Source organism: Verrucomicrobiota bacterium (assembly GCA_016871675.1).
In the GTDB taxonomy this organism is placed as follows: domain Bacteria; phylum Verrucomicrobiota; class Verrucomicrobiia; order Limisphaerales; family VHCN01; genus VHCN01.
This window is the reverse complement of sequence record VHCN01000004.1, coordinates 17,032-38,548: the sequence shown is the minus strand read 5'-3', so window position 1 is coordinate 38,548 and position 21,517 is coordinate 17,032. Positions and strand designations below refer to the sequence as shown.

Here is a 21,517-nt window from a genome sequence, read left to right as displayed (position 1 = left end):
TCGGATTCAAGCCCTTCGGGTTGAATTAATGCCCGGGCTGTTCGTCAACTCGATAGCGGCGAAGAACCAGCACCACTGACGCCCATCCAACGCATCTACTTATGGTCCTCAACTGCAAGAACCACCCCGGGATGTATCCCGAGCAATACGCGACACGGCGAGAGTTTTTGAACAAGGCCGGCACCGGCTTCGGCATGCTCGCCCTCGCCAGCATGCTGTATCCCGAACTCGTCGGCAGCAGCCACGCGCAGTCGAGCAACGCAGGCCTGCTTGCGCCCAAGGAACCCCACTTCAAGCCCACCGCCAAGCGCGTGCTGCATATCATGCTCTCCGGCGGCCAGGCTTCGCAGGATTCGTGGAATCCCGCGCCCGACCTCGTCAATCCCAGCAACGAGGGCAAAACCGTCGAGGGCGGCAAGGGAATGCGAGGCGGCAGGATCCTCCCGGCGCAATTCAAATTCGCCAAGCAGGGCAAGAGCGGCGTTGAGGTCAGCGAAATCTGGAAGGAACTCGGCTCGATCATTGACGACATCGCCGTCGTGCGCTCGATGCACACGGATGTCCCGGCGCACGAGGAGGCCACATTGATTGGCACGACGGGCGACTTCCGCCTGCCGAAGCCCTCGATGGGTTCGTGGGTGGTTTACGGTCTCGGGACGGAAAACCAGAACCTGCCCGCCTTCGTCTCGATGAACCCCGGCGGTTTTCCGACCGGCGGCCAGAAAAACTGGCAGTCTGCGTTCATGCCGGGCGCGTATCAGGGCACGTTCGTTGACTCCCGCAACACCCGCATCGAGGAGATCATCGAGAACATCAAGAACAACGTCACCTCCTCGAAGGAGCAGCGGCAGCAGCTCGACCTGCTCTATCAACTGAACGAGGTGCACAAGCAAAAGCGCGCCGCCGAGTCGCAACTCGACGCCCGCATCCAGTCCTTCGAGCTCGCGTTCCGCATGCAGACCGACGCCGTCGAGGCGTTCGACGTCAACAAGGAGCCCGACACGATGAAGAAGCTCTACGGCGAGACGCCGCAGGGCCGCCAATTCATGATCGCCCGCCGACTGCTCGAGCGAGGCGTCCGCTTCGTTCAAGTCTGGCAGGGCGGTTGGGACAACCACGGCGGCATCGTCACCGCCATGGCCAACAACGCCCGCGCGATCGACCAACCCAGCGCCGCGATCATCAAGGACCTCAAGCAGCGCGGCCTGCTCAAGGACACCATCATTGTGTGCAGCACGGAATTCGGCCGCAGCTCGACCGAGGACGCCCCCGGCGGCCGCAATCACAACGCAAAGGCCTTCGCGTCGTGGCTTGCAGGCGGCGGGATCAAGGGCGGCCAGGCTTACGGGGCCACCAACGAAATCGGCAGCGAAGCCGCCGAGAACAAGGTGCACGTGCACGAACTGCACTCAACCATCTTGCATGCGCTCGGGTTCGACTCCGAGAAGCTCACGTTCCGCAATGGCGGGCGCGACTTCCGGCTCACCGACGTGTCGGGCGCCACGCCGGTCAAGGGACTGTTCGCCTGACGGTGGATTTCACGCCGCCGGGTGTGTGCTCGCGCACCCGGCGGCTTTTTCTTGTGACAACCGAGCGGGGACCAAGACTATGAAGACCACGACCCGACTGCTTCTGCATCCCGCTGCAGCGCTCGCGCTCGCGCTCGCCGCCGGCACCGCGCCCGCACAGGACCGACCCCTCACACCCGAGGAACTCGAGTTCTTCGAGACCAAGATTCGCCCCGCCCTCATCGAGCACTGCCACAAGTGCCACAGCGGCGACAAGGACGCCAAGATCAAGGGCGGCCTGCAGCTCGACTCCAAGGCGGGACTGCTCAAGGGCGGTTCCTCCGGCGCCGCGGTCGTGCCCGGCAACCCTCAGAAGAGCCTCCTCTACAAGGCCGTCACCTACACGGATCCGAACCTCCAAATGCCACCGAAAGAAAAGCTCCCCGACAACATCGTGAGCGACTTCGAGAATTGGATCCGCATGGGGGCGCCCGACCCGCGCACCGGCAAGGCCGTCGGCATCCTCAAGTCCGACGCCGACAAGGAAAAGGCCAAGCAGCACTGGTCCTTCAGGCCTATCAAGAAGCCCGAGGTTCCCAAGCCCAAGAGCCACTTGAAGTCTTGGATTCAAAATGACATCGACATCTTCGTCCTCGCCAAGCTCGAAGGGAAAGGGCTCCTTCCCACACCTCCCGCAGACAAGTGGACCCTGATCCGGCGCGCGTATTTCGACCTGATCGGCCTGCCGCCGTCACCCGAGGAAGTCGAGGCGTTTATCAACGACGAATCCCCGGAGGCATGGTCCAAAGTGATCGACAAGCTGCTCGCCTCGAATCATTACGGCGAACGGTGGGGCCGTTACTGGCTCGATGTCGCCCGCTACGCCGACACCCGCGGCGCAAACAACAACAACCAGCGCATGGGCAATGTCATGACCCAGGCCTACACCTACCGCGACTGGGTGGTGAATGCGCACAACGACGACCTCCCCTACGACCGTTTCCTCACCTACCAGATCGCAGCCGACAAGGCCACGACCGAGAAGAAACACCTTGCGGCGATGGGCCTGCTCACGCTCAGCCGTCAGGCGAATGCGATCGAGACCATCGATGACCGCATCGACGTCATCACCCGCGGGATGATGTCCTTCAGCGTTTACTGCGCGCGCTGCCACGACCACAAGTTCGATCCCATCCCCACGGCAGATTACTACTCACTTTACGGCGTGTTCCAAAGCTGCGCCGAACCCGGCGAGCGGCCCGTCGTCGAGGCCGACACTGAGAGCCCGGAATACAAGGACTTCCTCCGCCAGATGGCCAAGATCGACGCCGACCTCGAGGGATACCGCAATTCAAACCTCGCCAAGCACCTCGGCGACGCGCGCGCGAACACCGCGCGCTACATGCAACTCGCGCACATCATGGAGAAGGATCCCGAAAAGCGGATTGGCAACCGCGCCGACCAGCAGGAATTCGAGCGCATGTATAAGCTCGATCAGTTCGTCATGAACCGTTGGTTCACCTACCTCCGCGGCAAGACCCAGGAGGCCGACCCCATCTGGGGACCGTGGGCTTCGTATCACAAGCTCGACGACAAGGAATTCGCGGCCAAGGGCAAGGACATCGCCGCAAAATTCTCCCCGAGCAACGACGCGAGCAAGAAGTTCAACGCGCTCGTCGCCCGCGCCTTCTCCACGCCCGCGGCCAACATGCAGGTCGTCGCCGAGCGCTACGCCAAACTCTTCGCCGACGCGGAAAAGGCGTGGTCTGCGGCCGTCACGCTCAACGAAAAGAAGAAGGCCACCGCGAAGGACGGCGAAAAGGTGGACGACCTCAAGGCGCTGCCCGACGCTGCGATGGAGGCGCTGCGCAAGACCTATTTGACGGGCAACGCTCCAGCCGCTTATGGATACATTGAGGTCGCCAACCTGAACAACAACCGCATCCGGAACGGCGAAAACCGCTTCAACGACGAGCGCCAGAAACTCGAGGTCCAACACCCCGGTGCCCCGAAACGCGCCATGACGCTCATGGATCGCCCCAGTCCGGTCAACGCGAAGATCATGATCAAGGGCGACCAGCGCAACCTCGGCCCGGAGGTTCCGCGGCGCTTCCTCGAAGTCCTTTCCGGCCCCGACCGCAAGCCGTTCAAGGACGGCAGCGGCCGCTTCGAACTCGCCAAGGCCATCGCCAGCGAGAAGAACCCGCTCACCGCCCGGGTCGCCGTGAATCGCGTTTGGATGAACCACTTCGGCGCGCCGCTCGTGCGCACCCCGACCGACTTTGGCGTCCGCGCTGAAGACCCCACGCATCCCGAGCTCCTCGATTATCTGTCCGCCTACCTCATCGAGAACGGCTGGTCCCTCAAGAAGCTCCACAAGTTCATCATGCTCTCCAATGTCTACCAGCAGGGCAGCGACGACCGCGGCAAGGCCATGGCCGTGGACCCGGCGAACCTGCTTGTCTGGAAAATGAATCGTCGTCGCCTTGACTTCGAAGCCTTCCGCGACTCGCTGCTCCTGATCAGCGGCAAGCTCAAGGACGAGATGGGCGGCCCGCCGGTCAACATCGCCAATCGCAACGACCCCCTTCACACCTTCGATCCGTATCGGCGCACGATCTATGCGAAGGTGGACCGCGGCAATCTTGCGACGGTGTTCCGCACATTCGATTTCGCAAACCCCGACATCACCACCGGCCAGCGTTTCAACTCCACCGTTCCCCAGCAGGCGCTCTACATGATGAACAGCGATTTCATCACGCAACTCGCACGCGAAGTCGTCAACCGCACCGACTTCAAGAAGGACATGGATGAGCGCCAGCGCATCGTGCAGATCTACCAGATTGCGTTCCAACGGCCGCCCACCGACATCGAGCTCAAGCTCGGGCACCGCTTCCTCGAGGAACAATCAGGAATCAAGTCCACCGGCCCCGCCAGCGCGCAAGTCTGGCGTTACGGCTACGGCCAATACGACGCCGCCAACCGCCGCGTCGTGAACTTCTTCCCGCTCCCCGTCTACGACGGGCGCGCGTGGATGGGCGACCCCAAGGACACCGCGAAGCCCCTCGGCCCGATCAAGCTCGACGCCACCGGCGGCACCGTCGGCACGATGCGCGGGATCGCAGTCATCCGCCGCTGGACCGCCCCGCGCGATGTGAGCGTCGCAATCGACGGCACCGTTGGCCATCAATTGATGCGCAACGCGCAGGGCGACGGCGTCAACGCCTACATCGCAGCCTCGGGTCGCGGCGAACTCGGCCGCTACCTCGACGTTCGCTCCAAAACCGCCACCACCACCGTCGCGAAGGTGGATCTCAAGAAAGGCGACACCATCGACTTCATCGTGGACGCCGGCTCGCGCGGCAACTGGCAGGGCGACACGTTCACATGGGCGCCGACCATACGCGTCGTGGGTGCGCCGGCGATGATGTCCGGCAACATGGCGGCAGGCGACCCCGCCGCCGCCAGCGAGTGGCGCGCCTCCGCCGACTTCAACCGCGCCGGCAGCACTGCCCCCGCGAAGCCGCTGAACACCTGGGAGAAATACGCGCAGGTCCTCCTGCTGGCGAACGAGATGGCGTTCCTCGACTAGGCGAAGGCGTCGGCGGCGTCAAGCAACGGCAGTCCATCGTCCTCGTGGGAGTCAAGTATGGCGCGCCGGGCAGGACTCGAACCTGCAACCTTCTGATCCGAAGTCAGAAGCTCTATCCAATTGAGCTACCAGCGCGGCCACTGCGGCGGCATTGAAGTCGAACGCGCGCCGATTGGGAAGCCTGCAGCGCGGGTTGCCCGCGCGGATATCACTTCTGCTGGGATTCCTTGAGCCATTCGAGGTTGAAGCGCGCGAGTCGCAACGTTTCATAGGGGCGTTGCGCGCCGGTTTCGTAGAGGCAAAGCACGGTGCCATCGGGGAGCCGTGCCAAGGTCGAATAGGCGGATGGACCGGAGGTCAGCTCGCGTGCGAAGGGCCATGATTTGCCGTCGTCGGTGCTGGCGCGGACGGTCATTCGCACGCGTGCGCCGCTGGGTTTGCCGTCCTTGGGCCCGGGCGGATGTGGGTTGCTGAAGAGCAGATGTTGGTCGTCGAGGCGGATCATGCTGGCCTGGCACTTGGGGCATGGGAGCTGTTTGTCGTGCGTGAGGGCGCTCCAAGTGGAGCCGCCGTCCGCGCTGGTCGCCACGCCGCGCGAGCCCTGCCAGTCGCCTTGCATCCGGGCGTTGACGAGCAGCGAGCTGTCGGTGCGCTCGATGATCTGGCACTCGTTGCCGCCGGTCTGGATCGGGGCGCTGAGTTGCCATGACTTGCCGCCGTCGTCGCTGAACATCATGTGCGAGTTCATCTCCTGTGCGCCGCCGGCAAGGGTTCGTTTGTGGTCGCACGGGATGACGAGCCGGCCGCGATGTTGACCGCGCGTGAGTTGGATGCCGGTGCCGGGTCCGGTGGCGACCCATGTCCAGCCGGGCTTCATCGTGGCCGCGCTCAGGTCGCGAGGCGCGGACCACGTCTTGCCGTCGTCAGTGCTGGAGGTGACGAACACGGCTTTGTTGTCGCGTGTAAACGGCAGCCAGAGTGTGCCGGTCTTCGCGTCTTCGACGGGGCACGGATTGCCGATGGTGATTTGGGCGTCGGCGCCTTCCTCTTGCACGATGCTGTGCGGAGACCACGTGTGTCCACCGTCGGTGCTGCGTTTGATGAGAAGGTCCACGTCGCCATGGTCGCCGGAGCCGGTCTTGCGGCCTTCGCAAAAGGCGAGCACAGAGCCCCTCGCGGTCACGAGCAGCGCGGGGATGCGATAAGTGTGGTAGCCGTCGAGGCCTGCCGTCCAGAGAGTGGTCTGTCCGGGCGAGGCGGGCGTGGCGGCGAGGGCGGCTGCGGGAAGCGCAGCGAGTGCAGCGAACAGGGCGGCGCGGCCGGCTTTCACGGGGCGGTTCAATCGAGCAAATACCAGAAGGAGTGTGTCACGCGATTGTTCGCGCCGATGTCCCACAGCTTCGGGAAGTCCACACGCTCGACGTGGCTGTCGAGGAGGGTGACGTTGGCGCCGTTGTTGTGGACGGTCGGGCGCGCGTGGTTGTAGGCGACGTTCGGATACTGGGGCATGGTGTCGAGGCGCCCGTTGCGATCGAGGTCGAGCGTGAAGAAATACTGCGTGTCCACCGGCGAGTAAACGTAGTGCGTGATGGTGTCGGTGAAGGTCATCGCGTCGGCGGGTTTGTTGATGGTCTCGAGGCGGAGCGGGCGCGTGGTGTTGATGTAGTAGTAGGGGCCGCTGAGCGGATTGCCGAAGCGGCCGAAGTTGGTGCCGATCCAGCAATTCCAGTTGTTCGGGCCGGACACGTTCGAAAGCGGCGCGTTGCCGAAGCTGCCTCCGGGACAGCGGCGCAGGTCGTTTGTGTAGACCTCGGTGCTGCTGAAGAGCACGCCCATTTGGGTCTGCCGCGCGACGTAGGGCGCAAGGCCCATGTGCCAGAAGGGTTTGGTGTAGTCGTTCGAATCGTAACCGAAGGGCGGCAGGCAATTGTCGTAATCGTCCGCATACATCTGGTTGGCGAACGCCCAGTTTCGCATGTTGGACATGCACTTGGCTTGCGCGGCCTTCGCCTTGGCCTTGCTCAGGGCGGGCAGCAGCATCGCTGCGAGGATCTCGATGATGGCGATGACGACGAGCAGTTCGATGAGAGTGAAGCCAGCCCGCAGGGAGTGACGGCACGAAGGCGCTTTCATGGTCTTGGGGCATTTCCACCGTGCGTACGGGTGGGGGGCGTGTCAAGCCGCCATTCGGCGACGCGCGGCCGCTACTTCAGATTCTTTGGATTCAACGGTTGAAGGTCCTTGGGCAGGAACAGGCCGTCCTTGCGGATGAGTTCGCCGTCGAACCACACCTCACCGCCGCCCCACTCGGGCCGCTGGATGAGCACCATGTCCCAGTGGACGGCGCTGCGGTTGCCGTTGTCGCACTCTTCATAGGCCTGGCCGGGCGTGAAGTGCAGTGAGCCGGCGATCTTCTCGTCGAAGAGGATGTCGCACATCGGCGAGAGGATGTGCGGATTGAAGCCGAGGCTGAATTCGCCCACGTAGCGCGCGCCCGCGTCGGTGTCGAGAATCTCGTTGAGCTTTTTCGTGTTGCTCGAGGTGGCGTTGACGATCCTGCCGTCCTTGAACTCGAGCCGCACATTTTCAAACTTCGTCCCGCTGTAAAGGGTGGGCGTGTTGAACTGAATCGTGCCGTTCACACTGGTTTTCACGGGGCAGGAGAAGACTTCGCCGTCGGGGATGTTGCGGTCGCCCTTGCACATCTGCGCGCCGATACGCTTGATGCTGAAGGTCAGGTCGGTGCCCGGCGCCTTGAGGTGCACGCGGTCGGCGCGTTTCATGCGCTTCCACAGGGGCACTTGTGCGCGGGCCATCTTCGCGTAGTCCATGGTGCAGACGTCGAAGTAGAGATTCTCGAAGGCCTCCGTGCTCATGTTCGCGCTCTGCGCCATGCTCGGCGACGGCCAGCGCAACACGCACCAGCGGGTTTCGTTGACGCGATAGTTCAGCACGGGGCGGAGTGTGCGCGCGTAGAGCTGGAGCTTGGAGCTGGGCACGTCGGAGGTTTCGCTCGCGTTGTTCGAGCCTCGGATGGCGATGTAGGACTGGCAGCGCTTCATCCGGAACAACTCGATGTCGCGGACGATCGTGGCGTGCGCCTCGTCGGTTTCGCGCTGCATCTCGCGGATGAGGCGCGTGTGGCGCGCTTCGACCAGCGGAATCGCGCCCGCGGCACGCGCCGCGCGGATCAACTCGACGCTGAACTCATCCGGCACGTCGATCATGTCGAGCAACACGACGTCGCCCTTGCGGAGCTTGGTCGAGTAATTGACAAGGAGGCTGGCGAGTTTCGTGAACCGTGGGTCAGTCATAGGTGCGGCGACGTTACCGGCCGAACCGTGAAAGTCGAGCCCCGGCGCACCCCCGTCGCCGCGCATGCACCTTGCCAATCCGCGGGCCGTCCTTACACTCGCGCGCCGTTGGTTCAACCACCATGCTCACCGCCCACGAACTGTTTGGATTCATGCCCGCCGCGTTGTCCGGCGAAATCCTTGAATTCGCCTATGCCGAGGACAAGCCGCTCTACAAGGCCACCCTCACCGCTGTCGCACAAGCGCGCAAGGTGCGCCCGGTCTTCCTGCAACAACAGGCGCGCACGCAGCGGCACCCGACCATGACCGCCTCGCTCGCCAAGCCCGCCCTCGACGCCGCCGCGCAGGCGCTGCTCCAAGGCTGGCTGCTCAAACGCCAGGCGGCACTGCTCAGGGAGTTCCTCGACGCCCTCGGCATCACCCACAAGGACGGCGCGGTCGAGCATCTTCCCGAGACGATGGACGACGCGAAGGTGCGCGCCGCGGTCGAGGCCGCGCTTGCGAAGCACCCGCCCGCCGTGGTTGCCGCCTACCTCAACGCCTTCGCCTCGATGAACCACATCAGGTGGCCCGCGCTGGACGACTTGCTCAAGTCTGACGCCCGGCTTCAATTCTGACTCCACGCGCGCCGCAGAGTGGAGGACCGGAGCCGCGGGGTGGCGTCATTCGTTCGCGGGCGGCAGGCTGAAGGAATCCTGATGCGGGCGCGGCACGAATGCGGGTTTGCCCCACGGCGTGGCGCGATCCACGGCGCGGTGCATCTGCTCAAACCACCACGCGGCGCTCCGGAGCCGACGCGCCCGGTGCCCCGGCTTCGGCAGGAGGTGGCTGTTGTCGAACACGAGTTCCATTTGGTGGCGCGGGATCATGGTTTGCCTTTCAGTTGTTCTTTGCGCCACACCCTACACCGCGGGCTGGGACATACTCCGTCTGAGCCGGAAAATTTTTGAGCCACCGGCTGCGGCCTGCTACCCTGCAGGCCGACGCTCAGAGCCATGTCCTCCCCGAAGGTATATCTCCGCTGCGGCTGCCCGAAGTGCGGCGGGCCGATCGAGTATCCGGATTACACCGTGGGCGGCGTGATGAACTGCCCGAAGTGCGGCAACCAGGTCCGCCTGCCCGCGGCCTTCGCGGCGCCTCCCATTCCGCAAACGCCCCCGTCGAAGCCGCCCAGCGTCCCTCCGCCCAAGGTCCACGCCACGCCGCCGAAACGGGCCGCGCGCCGGAGCGTGGCCGTGGTCGTCGGCGCCGGTGCGTGTTGCGTGGCGCTGCTGGCGGCGCTCGCCGTCGCGGCGGGATTGGCAAAACACCGGAAGCAATCAGCGCCGCCGGAATTGCCGGGCGCGGAACCGCCAGCGACGCACCATTCAAAGTCGCCCGACGAGCCGGCGAAACCGCCCGCGCCTGCGCCGAAGGCGAAGCCGCCCAAGGCCATCGCCGACTTGCGGGCTGGCGACTCCGTGTCTGTCGAGGAACCGAAAGGCGCGAAGGGCAGCAGGCTCGTTTACGCCACGGGCACGGTGAAAAATGAATCCGACCTCCTGCGATACGGTGTGCGAGTGGAGCTTGACCTCCTTGACGCAGCGGGCGCGAAGGTCGGGACCGCAACCGATTACACGGCGTCCATGGAACCGCGCGCGACGTGGCGCTTCCGGGCGCTCGTGGTCGAGCGCCGGGCCACAAGCGCGAAGCTCGCGAAGATCACCGAGGACAACTGAGCGGGAGCCTTGTCACGCGCGCAGCGCTGTGCCACGTTCCATCAACGCAAACGCCGACTCCCATGCGCCCCGCAATGTTCCCGCCGCGCGCCCCGTCCCCCGCACGGCCCGGCCTGCCGCTCCCGCGCCGCGACTTCCTCGAGCGCGCCGGCATGGGCTTCGGCATGACGAGCCTGCTCGGGCTCTCCGCGATGGGCCTGCTCGGTGGCGATGCCCGTGGCGCCGCTGCGAACAGTTATTCGCCGCTCGCGCCCAGGCAGCCGCATTTCCCCGCCAAGGCGAAGCGCATCCTCCACCTCTTCGCGCAAGGCGCGCCGTCGCACATCGACACGTTCGACCCGAAGCCCGGGCTCGCCGAGTTCGACGGCAGGTCGCTGCCCGACGACGCGCGCGGCACGGGATTCGCCTCGCCGTTCAAGTTCGAGAAGAAGGGCAAGAGCGGGCTCGAAATCAGCGAAGTCTTCCCGCGCCTTGGCGAGCACGCCGACAAGCTTGCCATCATCCGCTCGATGATGACGGACATTCCCGCGCACGATCAGGCGACGATCTTCATGAACACCGGCTCGTTGCGCTTCGTGCGGCCGAGCGTGGGCTCGTGGGTCGTGTATGGACTCGGCAGCGAGAACCTGAGCCTGCCTGGCTACATCGCGCTTTCGCCCGGCAACGTGGACGCGCAGAATCTCCGATCGGCGTTCCTCCCCGGTGTCTTCCAGGGCACGCCCGTCAACACCCGCGAACTGCGCGTCGAGCGGCTCATTGAGAACATCCAGAACAACTTCACATCCATCCCCGAGCAGCGGCGCCAGCTCGACCTGCTGCACCAGCTCAACGAACTCAACTCGCAGAAACTCCGAAAAGACGGCCAGCTCGAGGCGCGCCTGCAATCCTACGAGCTCGCGTTTCAGATGCAGATGGAGGCGCAGGACGCGTTCGACATCAGCAAGGAGCCGCAAGCCGTGCGCGACGCCTACGGCGTGAACAACCCCTTCGGCCGGCAGCTCCTCATCGCGCGCCGCCTCCTGCAAAAGGGCGTGCGCTTCGTGCAAGTCTGGCACGGCGGCTGGGATCACCACAGCAACATCGCCGCCGCGCTCCGGCAAAAGGCCGGCGAGTGCGACGCGCCCATCGCCGCGATGCTGACCGAGATGGCGCAGAATGGAATGCTCAACGACACGCTCATCGTCTGGGGCGGCGAGTTCGGCCGCACACCCGCCGCCGACGGCAACGCGCAGGGCAATCCCGGCCGCAACCACAACCACCGCGCCTTCTCCGTCTGGCTCGCAGGCGCAGGCGTCAAGGCTGGCACCATTGTCGGCAAAACCGACGACCTCGGCGGAAGAGCCGTCGAGGACAAAGTCCACATCCACGACCTGCACGCGACGCTCCTGCACCTGCTTGGCTTCGACCACGAGAAGCTCACCTTCCGCTACAACGGCCGCGACTTCCGCCTTACCGACGTGCACGGGAACGTGGTGAAGAAGTTGCTGGCGTGAGCCTGCGCGGTCGCGAGAGCAGTTCCAAATCGAAAATCGACGGAACGCGAACCCGTCCACCGGGCCCACTTCATCGCGGTTGCTTCACCCCTTCGCGTCTCAATAATCCGCGATGCTGCCGTCCTTGAGGCGGCCGTAGGTGGGCCACTTGAACTTGGTGTCGCGCGAGAGTTCCTCGAGCACGGCCTCGTCGGGCTCCAGGCCGATGCCGGGGCCGGGCGGGAGCGGCGCGTAGCCGTCCTTGTCCACTTCCCACGTGCCCTTGATGATGGTCTGGCCGGCCTTGTTCTTGGGGTTGAAGCCGTAGGCTTCGTGGATGAGGAAGAGCGGGATGCTCGCGACGAGGTGCAGTCCCGCGGCGAGGCCGAGCAGGGAGTTGGTGTTGTGCGGCGCGAGCGGCACATGATACGCCTCGGCGAGCGCGGCGATTTTCTTGAGCTGCGAGATGCCGCCGGAATGGGTCACGTCGGGTTGCAGGATGTCGATGCAGCGTTCCTGCAAGTAGGGGATGAATTCCCAGATGGTGCGGTCGCGTTCGCCGGTGGCCAGCGGGACGTGGATGGATTGCTTGAGGCGTTTGAAGACCTCGATGTTCCCGGGCACGGCGACTTCCTCGATGAAGAGCACGTCGTAGGGTTTGATGGCGTTGGCGAACTGGATGAGCGTGGCGGGCGGCACGGCGCAGTGGGCATCGAACATCACGGTGCCATCGGGCCCGACGCGTTTGCGGGCCTCGGCGACGGCGTTGACCATGCGCTCGATGTCCACCGGGCCGCCGCTGTGCTCGTAGATGCCGTGGGGCGGGACTTTCTGCGCCTTGGGCGTGGAGTAGACGCGGATCTTGTCGCGGGTGGGCCCGCCGAGCAGGCGATAGACGGGCACGCCGAGGAGTTTGCCCGTGATGTCCCACAGCGCGATGTCGATCGCGGAGATGGTGTGGACCATGAAGGGCCCGCCGCGGATGTCGCGGTGCGAGCGGTAGAGTTTCTGCCAGAGGTGCTCGATGCGGGTGGGGTTCTCGCCGTCGAGCAACTCGAAGAGCGAGTTGGCGAGCGCGGCGCCGACCTTGCCCTCGATGCCGGCGGTTTCGCCCCAGCCGTAGACGCCTTGATTGGTGTCAATGCGGATGAAGATGGAGCCGCCGACGGGCACGGCCCGAAGCCTGGTGATCTTGATGGCGGAGGCTTTGTCGGCGACGGCGGCGGCGGGATTGTCGGCGGCGCGGGAAAGTTCGCGCATGAGCGCGGCGCCGCCGGCGGCTGCGGCGGCGGTGAGGAGTGCGCGCCGGCGGGTGGTTGCGGCTTCGGAGGTCATGGCTTCCCGGTTGGAGTGGGGGGCTGTGTGAATCACGGACTTGCGAGGCGCCCGCGGGCCACCGAGGTGTGTGGCGTCACTTCACTTCTTCGGTGAGAGCGCGTTGTAGACGGCGTCGAGGTAGCGGTTGACGTTGATGAAGCCCGCGCCCCAGTCCTTGTATTTCTCGGGGACGCCGGCGGCGCGGACTTGCTCCTGCGTCTTGCCCTCGGCGATGGCCTTCCTCACAAGCGCGGTGGTCTCGCTGAGCATTTGTTGCGTGGCTTCGAGGTCGGCCTTGGTCGCGAGCGCGCCGTGCCCGGGGATGATCTTCGCGTCGGCCGGGATGGTCTTGACCATGAAGTCGATGTTCTGGATGTAGCCGAGCAGGTCGCCGCCGCTGCCGACGTCGATGAATGGGAACCGGCGGTTCAAAAACTGGTCGCCGGTGTGAAACACGCCCGACTTGGTGAAGTGGATGAGCGCGTCGCCATCCGTGTGGCCGGGCACGAGCGAAATCATTTTGATTTCCTCGCCGTTGAAGTGAACGGAGGTGGACTGGTTGAAGGTGACGAGCGGCAGGGCTTCCTTGGGCAGGGGCGTGCTCGCGGCGAGCAGGCGCTTGCGGACGTTGTCGTGCGCGACGACGGCGGCGCGCTTGCCGAAGTGCGGGTTGCCGCCGGTGTGGTCGCCGTGCCAGTGGGTGTTGAGCACGAACTTGAGCGGGCCGGGGTTGAGCTTGGCGAGCGCGGCATCGATCCTGCCCGCGAGCGGAAGGAACTGCGTGTCCACGATGAGCAGTCCCTCGGGCCCGACGGAGACGCCGATGTTGCCGCCCGAGCCCTCGAGCATGTGGACGCTGCCGGCGACGTGCGCGGCCTTGATCTGCACGGCGTCGAAGTTCTGCTGCGCGAACGCGGCGGTGGCGGCGGCGAATGTGACGGCGAAGAGTGCGGTGAATTTCATGGCGCGGGTTGGTGCTGAGTCGGAGTTCGCGGGCGACGGTAGCGGGTTTGTTAGAAGTTCAAAGTTTGAAGTTGAGCCCCGGCGCGTCCGCCCGAGTCGCGCAGCGTGTCCAACCGGTCAGCCGGGTATCTGGCTGGGGATGGGACACCCGCCCGCCCCGGAATGGAAGCGGGAAGTCGCCAAGCCGGCCTGCTGGCCGACGCGGCCTGAAAGCTGAAACTGGAACTTTGAACTCCCCCGCGGGACCGCCTATCGTCCGCACTCACGATGCCGAGCTTGGAAGAACGGATTGCGGCGCACGCCGCGAAGCAGCTTGCCCTGCCCGCGGGACGGCTGCCGGCCGACGAGTTCGCCCGCTACCAGAAATTCCTCAAAGTCGAGACGCAGCACTTGAAGATGCTGCACCGCGGCGGCTCCAGCGGCCTTGCCGTATGCCGCGCGCGCGCCGCGGTGCTCGACGCCGTCGTGCGTCACATCTTTGACGCGGTTTGCGCCGCGCACGCCGCCCCGGCACGCGCGGTGCGTGTCGCCGTGGTTGCCACGGGCGGCTACGGGCGCTCGGAACTCAATCCCCACAGCGACATTGACATCATGTTGCTGCACGACAGCGACGGGCTTTCGGCGGCGCGCGGCAAGCTGCCGGCGCTGCTTGCCGCGCTCTCGGGGCAGGGCGGGCTGATCTATTCACTCTACGATCTCAAGCTCAAGGTCGGGTCCAGCGTGCGCACGGTGGATGACTGCGTGCGCGCCGCGAACGAGGACATGCAGTCCAAGACGTCGCTCATCGAGGCGCGGCTGATCACCGGCGATGAGGCGCTCTTCAAGCGCATGCAGGCCGTCGTGCTCACCAAGTGCATCCGCGGCTTCGAGGACGCCTACATCGCGGCGCGCATCGCGGACCAGTGCTCGCGCCGGGCGAAGCACGGCAATTCGCCGTTGATGCAGGAGCCGCACATCAAGAGCGGCTGCGGCGGCTTGCGGGACTACCAAAACCTGCTGTGGATGGCGTTTGTGAAATATCGCACACGATCGCTCGCCGACCTCGAGGCGCGCGAACTCATCAGCCCCGGCGACGCGCGCGACCTGCACGAGGCCTACGACTTCCTCCTGCGCACGCGCAACGAACTCCACTACCACACCGGCCGCGCGGCGGACGTGCTCACCAAGAGCGTGCAGCCGCAGGTCGCGCACAACCTCGGCCACCACGAGCGCTCGCCGAGCCGCCGCCTCGAGCGCCTCATGCGCGATTACTACGCGCACACGCGCCAGATCGACCTCATCACGCGCGCCGTCGAGCAGCGCCTCGCGCTGCTGCCCGCGCCGCGCCGCCTCCCGAGCCTCCGCGAACTCCTGCTCACCGGCCGGCGCCGGATGAAGGAGCAGTCGGCGGACGGCTTCCAGATCGCCGAGGGCGTCATCTACGCGTCGTCGCCGCGCGTCTTCAGGGACCAGCCCGCGCGGCTCATGCGCGTGTTCTTCCTCTGCCAGCAGCGCAACCTCCGGCTGCATCCCGAGCTCGCCGCGCGGGTCCGCCGCGACCTCGATGAGCTTGTGAACGCCGGATTCCTGCGCGACCCGCACGTGCGCGTCACCTTCCTGGAGATGTTGCGCCAGCGCGGGAACGTCGCGCCCATCCTCCGCCTCATGCACGAGACGGGTTTCCTTGGGCGCTACCTGCCGGAGTTCGGCAAGCTCACGTGCCTCGTGCAGCACGAGTTCTTCCACCAATACACCGCCGACGAGCACACGCTCGTGTGCATCGAGAAACTCGACCAGCTCTTCCACGCGACCGTGCGGCCGTTCAGCGCCTACGCGGAACTGTTCCGCGAGATCGAGCATCCCGAGGTGCTCTACCTCGCGCTGCTCCTGCACGACGCCGGCAAAGCGGGCGAAAACGAGGACCACTCGGCAGCTGGCGCCCGCCTCGCGCGGCGCGTCTCACGGCGGCTCGGCCTCGACGGCATCACCGCGGCCACGCTCGGCCTGCTCATCGGCCATCACCTCGACATGGCCCAGGTTTCGCAGCAGCGCGACCTCGACGATCCCGCGGTCGCGCGCAACTTCGCCGCGCTCGTGCCATCGCCGGAGACGCTCTCGATGCTCACGCTGCACACCGTCGCCGACTCGCTGGGCACGAGCGACAAGCTGTGGAACGGCTTCAAGGACACGCTGCTGCTCACGCTGCATCACCGCGCGCGGGAGGCGCTCGCCGGAGGCGCGGAATTCCAGCGCGCCGAGGAGCGGCAGCGCGGGTTGATCGCGGACGAAGTCCGCAAGCTCGCCCCGGAGTCCATCCCCGACGAGGAAGTCGCCGCGCACTTCGACAACCTGCCGCCGCGATATTTTCAGATTCACAAGGCGTCCGACATCGTCACCGACCTCGAGCTCGCCAACCAGTTCATGACCCGCCAGCTCATGGAGGAGGAAAAGGCGCTCGAACCCGTCGTGCGCTGGGCGAACGACCCGGACCGCGGCTGCACGTCGATGCGGATTTGCACCTTTGACCGCGCGGGGCTCTTCAGCAAGGTCGCGGGCTCCTTCACCGCCGCGGGGCTCAACATCCTCAGTGCCCACATCTTCACGCGCGCCGACGGCGTCATCCTCGACACATTCCACGTGAACGACGCGGCGACGGGCGCGCTCGCCTCGCCCGCGAGCCGGGAGAAGTTTGAATCCGCCCTCGTCCGGTCACTCCTCGGGCACGTGGACTTCCGCCCGCTCATCGCGCGGCAGAAGGTCAACGCACCGCTCTACCAGTCCTTCGAGGGCGAGCGCCTACCCACCGAGGTGCGGTTCGACAACGACGGCTCCGACACGCGCACCGTGCTCGACATCCAGGCCGAGGACCGCGTCGGGCTGCTCTTCGTCATCTTGCAGGTGCTGTCCGAACTCGGTCTCGACATCTCGCTCGCGAAGATCAACACGGAGAAGGGCGCGGCCGTGGACAGTTTTTATCTGACGGAAGATGACGGGCGCAAAATCACCTCCGTCGAGCGCCAGCACGCCATCGAAGGCAAGCTCCGCGCGGCCATCCTGAGCCTGGACTCGGCGGCGTGAACGCGTGGAGCCGCGCCGCGTCATGCCGTTCCTAGAACTTTCCCAACTCCAGCTTCCACCGGGCCGAGTCCGCGGGGCGGTTGAGTTGCTGCGCGAGCGCGAGCAGGCGCTCCACGCACGAGCGGCGGCCCGCGTAATCGGGCGCCTCGGTGAACAGACGTTCCAGCGCGGCGTGCTCGCCGGCGGCGTCCCTCATCGTGGCGCGGCGCGACGCGAGCGCGAGCAGCAGCCGGATGTTCTGCTGCGGGCTTGGCTGGAGTTCGAGAGCGCGCGCGGTCGCTTCCAACGCCGCGGGCGCGTTTGCCGCGGCCGCGTGAAGGTCCGCGAGTTTTTCGAGCAGCACCGCGCCCGACTGCGATTCGGGCACGTCGCGGAGATAGCCCACCATCTCGGCGGGCGTGGTGCCGCGCGCGAGGTTGCGGTTCACGACCATCAGGTGCGACCACTCGATGAGGCGGCTCTTGCGCGCGGCGAGCGCCTCGTGCTGCTCGCGCGGTGACTTTCCGAACGGCCGATACAACGGGTCGCCAATCACGGTCGTCTGCCACGAGAGCGAGCCTTGCGCCGCCGATGCCGCCTCGCCGAAGGAGAAGCCTGCCTCCACGAACCGCTCAAAGAACACCCGCACGTCCGGCGTGCCGCCGAGATAGGGTTCGTTCACGCTGCCCATCGTGGCCGTGGCGCCGCGCGCGAGGAGCGGACCGCACCAATGGTCCGAGCCGGTCCGCAGCGTCTGTGCGCTGAACGAGTGCAGGTGATACGCCACCGCGCCGGGCACGAACTCGACCTGCGCGCGCGCGAACGGGCCGGAGGCGTTCGCGTCATACCAGCCCGCGTAGAGCGCCACGTGGCTCAGGGGCGTCGCCGCCGGGAGCGTCTCCGGCCGTTCGTCGAGCACGGTTTCGAATCCGTGGCGCGCGGCCGCCGCCGCCGCGCCACGAATCCACGCGTCGCCGGGGGCATACGGGCCGTTCGTGAGGCCGCGCGCGTCGAACCAGGCCCGGCCCCACAGGCCGTCGGACTCGGCCTGCATCGCCTTGTCCACGAGGCCGCGGGCGATGTCCGCAGTCGGGCCGTCGAGCCGCGCGACGAGCATGAGGCCGTTGGTCGGATGCAGCGCTGCGGCGTTCGTGGCGCCGAAGTGCGGGTTTTGCCGCGGCCCCGCGAGCATGTAGCCCGCGCGGGCGAACGGCAGCAGCGCGAGCTCGCCGTCGACTGAAGCCTCGTTGCGCCGGAGCGGCTCGGGAAGTTTCTCCACCTCCGGCTCCACGAGCGTCGCATCGCGCGCGATCTTCAGCGGCACACCGAAACAGAGCACGAGGTGCCGCGCCTTCGCCGCGACGATCTTGTTGCCTTCGCCGAAGGTGACGAGTTTCTTCGATTCAAGCGCGTGGAGCAGCGGTGTCTGCAACTGCGCGTTGAAGTCAGCGCGCGACATCGAGTCTCCCGCCGGCAGCGGCAGGCCGATCACTTGCGCTGCGGGCACCTTGCGGCGCGTGGCGTAGTGCTGCGCGACGGCTTTCGACTCGGGCTGCTTGGAATTGAAGACGACGACGACTGATTCGCCGGGCTCCGCGCCGTCGAGTGGGAACGCCGATGCCGCGGTGAACACGAGGGCGGCGAGGAGCGAACGCGCAAAGGGGACAGGGGAATGACGCGGGGACGCGGGGGCGCGGGGGCACAGGAGCATCAGTGAAAACACCCGCTTGCCGCGGCTCCGCGGCTCCGCGTCTCTGTGCCGCCGCCTCATAACAAACCTCCCCGCACCCGCAAGCCGTCCCATGCCAGTTCGACGCCCGGCGGCAGCTCGGCCTGGTCGAGGTCGTGGTCGTAGTAGTCGGTGAGATGCGTGAGCAAGGTCCGGCCCGCGCCGATGCGCCGCGCCGCGGTGAGGGCCTCGTCCAGGCTCATGTGCGTCCAGTGCGTCGTCTTGCGCAAACCGTCGAGCACCGCGACCTCGACGCCGCGGATGGCCTCGATCACGGGCGCGGGGATTTCCTTCACGTCGGGAATGTAGGCAAGCCGCCGGCGGCCGTCCTGCTCGAAGAGGAACCCCAGCGTGTGGATGTTTCCGTGGAGCACTTCGAGCGGCGAGACGCGCAGGTCGCCCAGTTCAAACGGCCCCTCGATGAGCCGCGGGTCGGGCGCGAAGTAGCCCTTCGGATGCGGGCCCTCGTGGAATGCATACAGGAACACGCGGCGCAACGCGTCCATCGTCGGCGCCGACGCGTAGATGGGCAGCGGCTTGCCGTCTGCGAGGTCGCAGAAGCGGCGGCAGTCGTCCATGCCCATCACGTGGTCTGCGTGCGCGTGCGTCACGAGCACGGCGTCGAGCCGGCGGAGGTTCTCGCGCAGGCATTGCATCCGGAATTCCGGCGTGGTGTCCACGACCAGCTTGACTGCGTCCGTCGCCACGTGAATGGACGCGCGAGTGCGATGGTTCTTTGGATTGTCGAGGTAGCCGGGCGGGTAATCCTTGCCGATCAGCGGCGAACCGACGGACGTGCCGGTGCCGAGGAAGGTCAGTTCGAAGGACATCCGCGCGCAGCTTCGCACGTCGGCGGCGCAGGTGTCAAAGTGGGGAGGGCAACCAGTGTTCAGTGTTCGGAAGTGAGTGCCAACCCTCGGACGATTTGAAATCTGAATACGGGACACTGAAACTCCTTCCCGCGTTGCGCCTTCACTTCGCCGGAATCACCGGCAGCACGATGTGCGACGGGCGCGAGGCGTCGTGCCAGATGGTGTTCACGGCGGTTTCCATCCGGCGGTGTTGCGCGAGCGGTTCGCCGGTGTTCGGGTTCACGTCGAACCGCGGGAAGTTGCTGCTCGAGAGGTCCACGCGGATGCGGTGGCCCTTCTTGAAGATGTTCGAGGTCGGATACAGCTTGATCGTCATCGGATACACGGTGCCGGGCTTCATCAGTTTTTCCTTCGCGAGCGTCTCGCGGAACCGGGCGCGCAGGATGCCGTCGCCGAGCAGCAGGTCGAACCCGCCCGCGAAGTCCGCGCTTGGCGGATACACGTCGATGAGCTTCGCGGTGAAGTCCGTGTCCACGGCGGACGATGACGCCCACAGCCTGACCTCGATCTCGCCGGTGACTTCGAGGTCGGCGGGCAGCGGGTCGGTCTGGAAGACGAGCACGTCGTTGCGCGCGGAGAGCGGGATGGGCTTGGGCCAGTTCCAGAAGTTGGTGCCGCCACGCTGGTCGAACGCGCCCTGATGCATGATGCCGACTTGCGACGAGGTCTGCCCGCCGAGCGTGGGCACGGGGTTGCGCGGGTCGAACTCGTAGCTTGTCGAGGATCTGCCGGTCGCGGGCGTCGCGGTGGCGAGCTTGCCGCCCGCGTGCAGGTGAAACGCCGTGGGTCGCGTGCGCGTGAGCGGCCATTCGTGCTCGTCGCGCCAGAAGCCGCCGTGATTCAGGCGGCCCGCATCAGTCTTGCGCCCGTCGCCGGCGCCCATGACGAAGATGCGGACTTTGGTCGCGAACGGCGCGGACTTGCCGACGGAGTTGTCGGCGTCCTTGAGCCAGCGGTCATACCATTCGAGGCGCCACGCGAGCGGGTCGGGGATGGCGGCGGCGCGGCCGAAGTCCACCTGTCCGTGCGCGGATGCGCCCTGCCCGCCGTGAATCCACGGTCCCATGATGAGATGGACCGGGCCTTGGATGGTGCGGTTGAGCGCGGCGAAGTTTGCCGTCGTGTTTCCGGCCCACGAGTCATACCAGCCGCCGACGAGATACACGGGCATGTCCTTGTAGCGGTGCGGATGGTCCACGATGTTGTTCTGCTCCCAGAAGGAATCGTTGGCGCCGTGGCGCATCGCCTCGAGGAGCCATTCCTCGTAATCGGGCGCGAGCTTGAGCGGCGTGGTGCCGTGGCGGTGGGGGAGAAGTTTCAGATAATCGAGGCGGTTGGAACTCATCTCGCGCAGCACCGCCGCCGTGGCCGGATCGCGCGACGCGGCGCTGCCGTTGGCGGCGTTGAGCATGATCCAGTTCCAGAAGCGCATCTCGAACGCGCCCGCATTGCGCATGGATTGCCGGCCCATGTTCGACACGGCGTCCACGGGGATGACCGTGGTGAGTTGCGGCACCTTTTCCATCGCCATCGCGTGCTGCGTGCCGCCGACGTAGGACGTGCCGATCATGCCGATGCGGCCGTTGAACCACGGCTGCCGGCCGATCCACGCCGCGCAATCCCACCCGTCGCGGCCGTCGTCGGTCATCCAGTGCCACACGCCCTCGCTCGCGTAGCGGCCGCGCGTGTCCTGCGCGACATAGACGTAGCCGCGCGACGCGAAGTAGGTCGCGTTGCCGCGCTCGCCGTTCTTGTTGTAAGGCGTGCGCACGAGCACGACGGGGAACCTGCCGTCCACGGGCGCGCCGTCCTTCGCGGGGAGATAGAGGTCCGTGGCGAGCTTCACGCCGTCGCGCAGCGCGACCATCACGTTCGTGCGGACGATGACCTGGAACGGCGCCTCGCGCCCGGCAGCCGGGGCATGCGTGGCGAGGACGACGGAAGACAGGAAGAGGAGCGCAGACGCGAGCCGCCGCAGTGGGGAGTGCATGGCCAG

At 66.1% G+C, this 21,517-nt stretch carries 14 protein-coding genes and 1 tRNA gene; 6 read left to right on the top strand and 9 right to left on the bottom strand.

Annotation, left to right across the window (positions count from 1 at the left end):
* Window positions 1–131: 131 nt before the first annotated feature.
* Both FJ386_01925 and FJ386_01920 read left to right on the top strand, forming a co-directional pair.
* Window positions 132–1,529, top strand: a complete 1,398-nt coding sequence (locus FJ386_01925) for a DUF1501 domain-containing protein (GenBank protein ID MBM3875460.1) — start codon at window positions 132–134, stop codon at window positions 1,527–1,529.
* Window positions 1,423–5,100 (top strand): DUF1553 domain-containing protein, encoded by a 3,678-nt coding sequence (locus tag FJ386_01920; GenBank protein ID MBM3875459.1) that lies wholly within the window; start codon window positions 1,423–1,425, stop codon window positions 5,098–5,100. Before FJ386_01925 ends, FJ386_01920 begins: the two co-directional genes overlap by 107 nt.
* A 58-nt stretch (window positions 5,101–5,158) precedes the next feature.
* Here the strand turns inward: FJ386_01920 and FJ386_01915 are convergent.
* From FJ386_01915 to FJ386_01905, 3 genes are all read right to left on the bottom strand, one after another.
* A tRNA-Arg gene (locus tag FJ386_01915) sits at window positions 5,159–5,235 on the bottom strand.
* A 1,203-nt stretch (window positions 5,236–6,438) separates the two neighbouring features.
* Window positions 6,439–7,233, bottom strand: coding sequence for a type II secretion system protein (locus FJ386_01910; GenBank protein MBM3875458.1), 795 nt, complete (start codon window positions 7,231–7,233; stop codon window positions 6,439–6,441).
* A 71-nt stretch (window positions 7,234–7,304) separates the two neighbouring features.
* Window positions 7,305–8,414: an aminopeptidase gene (locus tag FJ386_01905; protein MBM3875457.1), complete on the bottom strand. Its 1,110-nt coding sequence runs from the start codon at window positions 8,412–8,414 to the stop codon at window positions 7,305–7,307.
* A 122-nt stretch (window positions 8,415–8,536) separates the two neighbouring features.
* Here FJ386_01905 and FJ386_01900 point away from each other — a divergent pair, with 122 nt between their 5' ends.
* Entirely contained in the window at window positions 8,537–9,031 is a 495-nt protein-coding gene (locus FJ386_01900) for a hypothetical protein (protein MBM3875456.1), read from the top strand.
* A gap of 45 nt (window positions 9,032–9,076) precedes the next feature.
* Here the strand turns inward: FJ386_01900 and FJ386_01895 are convergent, their stop codons facing one another.
* Window positions 9,077–9,283, bottom strand: coding sequence for a hypothetical protein (locus FJ386_01895; protein ID MBM3875455.1), 207 nt, complete (start codon window positions 9,281–9,283; stop codon window positions 9,077–9,079).
* Window positions 9,284–9,409: 126 nt separating this feature from the next.
* Here FJ386_01895 and FJ386_01890 point away from each other — a divergent pair, with 126 nt between their 5' ends.
* Entirely contained in the window at window positions 9,410–10,132 is a 723-nt protein-coding gene (locus tag FJ386_01890; GenBank protein ID MBM3875454.1) for a hypothetical protein, read from the top strand.
* Window positions 10,133–10,284: 152 nt separating this feature from the next.
* Entirely contained in the window at window positions 10,285–11,625 is a 1,341-nt protein-coding gene (locus tag FJ386_01885; protein MBM3875453.1) for a DUF1501 domain-containing protein, read from the top strand.
* Window positions 11,626–11,724: 99 nt separating this feature from the next.
* Here FJ386_01885 and FJ386_01880 read toward each other — a convergent pair whose 3' ends face one another.
* Window positions 11,725–12,939: a mandelate racemase/muconate lactonizing enzyme family protein gene (locus tag FJ386_01880; GenBank protein MBM3875452.1), complete on the bottom strand. Its 1,215-nt coding sequence runs from the start codon at window positions 12,937–12,939 to the stop codon at window positions 11,725–11,727.
* Window positions 12,940–13,020: 81 nt separating this feature from the next.
* Window positions 13,021–13,884 (bottom strand): MBL fold metallo-hydrolase, encoded by an 864-nt coding sequence (locus tag FJ386_01875; protein ID MBM3875451.1) that lies wholly within the window; start codon window positions 13,882–13,884, stop codon window positions 13,021–13,023.
* A gap of 267 nt (window positions 13,885–14,151) precedes the next feature.
* Between FJ386_01875 and glnD the strand changes: the two genes are divergently transcribed.
* Window positions 14,152–16,941, top strand: coding sequence for a [protein-PII] uridylyltransferase (glnD, locus tag FJ386_01870; GenBank protein MBM3875450.1), 2,790 nt, complete (start codon window positions 14,152–14,154; stop codon window positions 16,939–16,941).
* Between the two features lie 31 nt (window positions 16,942–16,972).
* Here glnD and FJ386_01865 read toward each other — a convergent pair whose 3' ends face one another.
* From FJ386_01865 to FJ386_01855, 3 genes are all read right to left on the bottom strand, one after another.
* Window positions 16,973–18,724, bottom strand: coding sequence for a TIGR03790 family protein (locus FJ386_01865; protein MBM3875449.1), 1,752 nt, complete (start codon window positions 18,722–18,724; stop codon window positions 16,973–16,975).
* Window positions 18,688–19,479 (bottom strand): MBL fold metallo-hydrolase, encoded by a 792-nt coding sequence (locus FJ386_01860; GenBank protein MBM3875448.1) that lies wholly within the window; start codon window positions 19,477–19,479, stop codon window positions 18,688–18,690. The genes FJ386_01865 and FJ386_01860 overlap by 37 nt, the downstream gene beginning before the upstream one ends.
* 142 nt (window positions 19,480–19,621) lie before the next feature.
* The gene (locus tag FJ386_01855) at window positions 19,622–21,511 is read right to left on the bottom strand and encodes a CocE/NonD family hydrolase (GenBank protein MBM3875447.1); all 1,890 of its coding nucleotides are present in this window, start codon (window positions 21,509–21,511) and stop codon (window positions 19,622–19,624) included.
* Window positions 21,512–21,517: the final 6 nt, after the last annotated feature.

Bases quoted from the DNA above. Each gene is read 5' to 3' on its own strand.
- glnD (MBM3875450.1), top strand. From the start codon at position 14,152: ATGCCGAGCTTGGAAGAACGGATTGCGGCGCACGCCGCGAAGCAGCTT.
- FJ386_01880 (MBM3875452.1), bottom strand. From the start codon at position 12,939: ATGACCTCCGAAGCCGCAACCACCCGCCGGCGCGCACTCCTCACCGCC.
- FJ386_01885 (MBM3875453.1), top strand. From the start codon at position 10,285: ATGGGCTTCGGCATGACGAGCCTGCTCGGGCTCTCCGCGATGGGCCTG.
- FJ386_01895 (MBM3875455.1), bottom strand. From the start codon at position 9,283: ATGATCCCGCGCCACCAAATGGAACTCGTGTTCGACAACAGCCACCTC.
- FJ386_01905 (MBM3875457.1), bottom strand. From the start codon at position 8,414: ATGACTGACCCACGGTTCACGAAACTCGCCAGCCTCCTTGTCAATTAC.
- FJ386_01920 (MBM3875459.1), top strand. From the start codon at position 1,423: ATGCGCTCGGGTTCGACTCCGAGAAGCTCACGTTCCGCAATGGCGGGC.
- FJ386_01860 (MBM3875448.1), bottom strand. From the start codon at position 19,479: ATGTCCTTCGAACTGACCTTCCTCGGCACCGGCACGTCCGTCGGTTCG.
- FJ386_01855 (MBM3875447.1), bottom strand. From the start codon at position 21,511: ATGCACTCCCCACTGCGGCGGCTCGCGTCTGCGCTCCTCTTCCTGTCT.
- FJ386_01865 (MBM3875449.1), bottom strand. From the start codon at position 18,724: ATGGGACGGCTTGCGGGTGCGGGGAGGTTTGTTATGAGGCGGCGGCAC.
- FJ386_01890 (MBM3875454.1), top strand. From the start codon at position 9,410: ATGTCCTCCCCGAAGGTATATCTCCGCTGCGGCTGCCCGAAGTGCGGC.
- FJ386_01900 (MBM3875456.1), top strand. From the start codon at position 8,537: ATGCTCACCGCCCACGAACTGTTTGGATTCATGCCCGCCGCGTTGTCC.
- FJ386_01910 (MBM3875458.1), bottom strand. From the start codon at position 7,233: ATGAAAGCGCCTTCGTGCCGTCACTCCCTGCGGGCTGGCTTCACTCTC.
- FJ386_01925 (MBM3875460.1), top strand. From the start codon at position 132: ATGTATCCCGAGCAATACGCGACACGGCGAGAGTTTTTGAACAAGGCC.
- FJ386_01875 (MBM3875451.1), bottom strand. From the start codon at position 13,884: ATGAAATTCACCGCACTCTTCGCCGTCACATTCGCCGCCGCCACCGCC.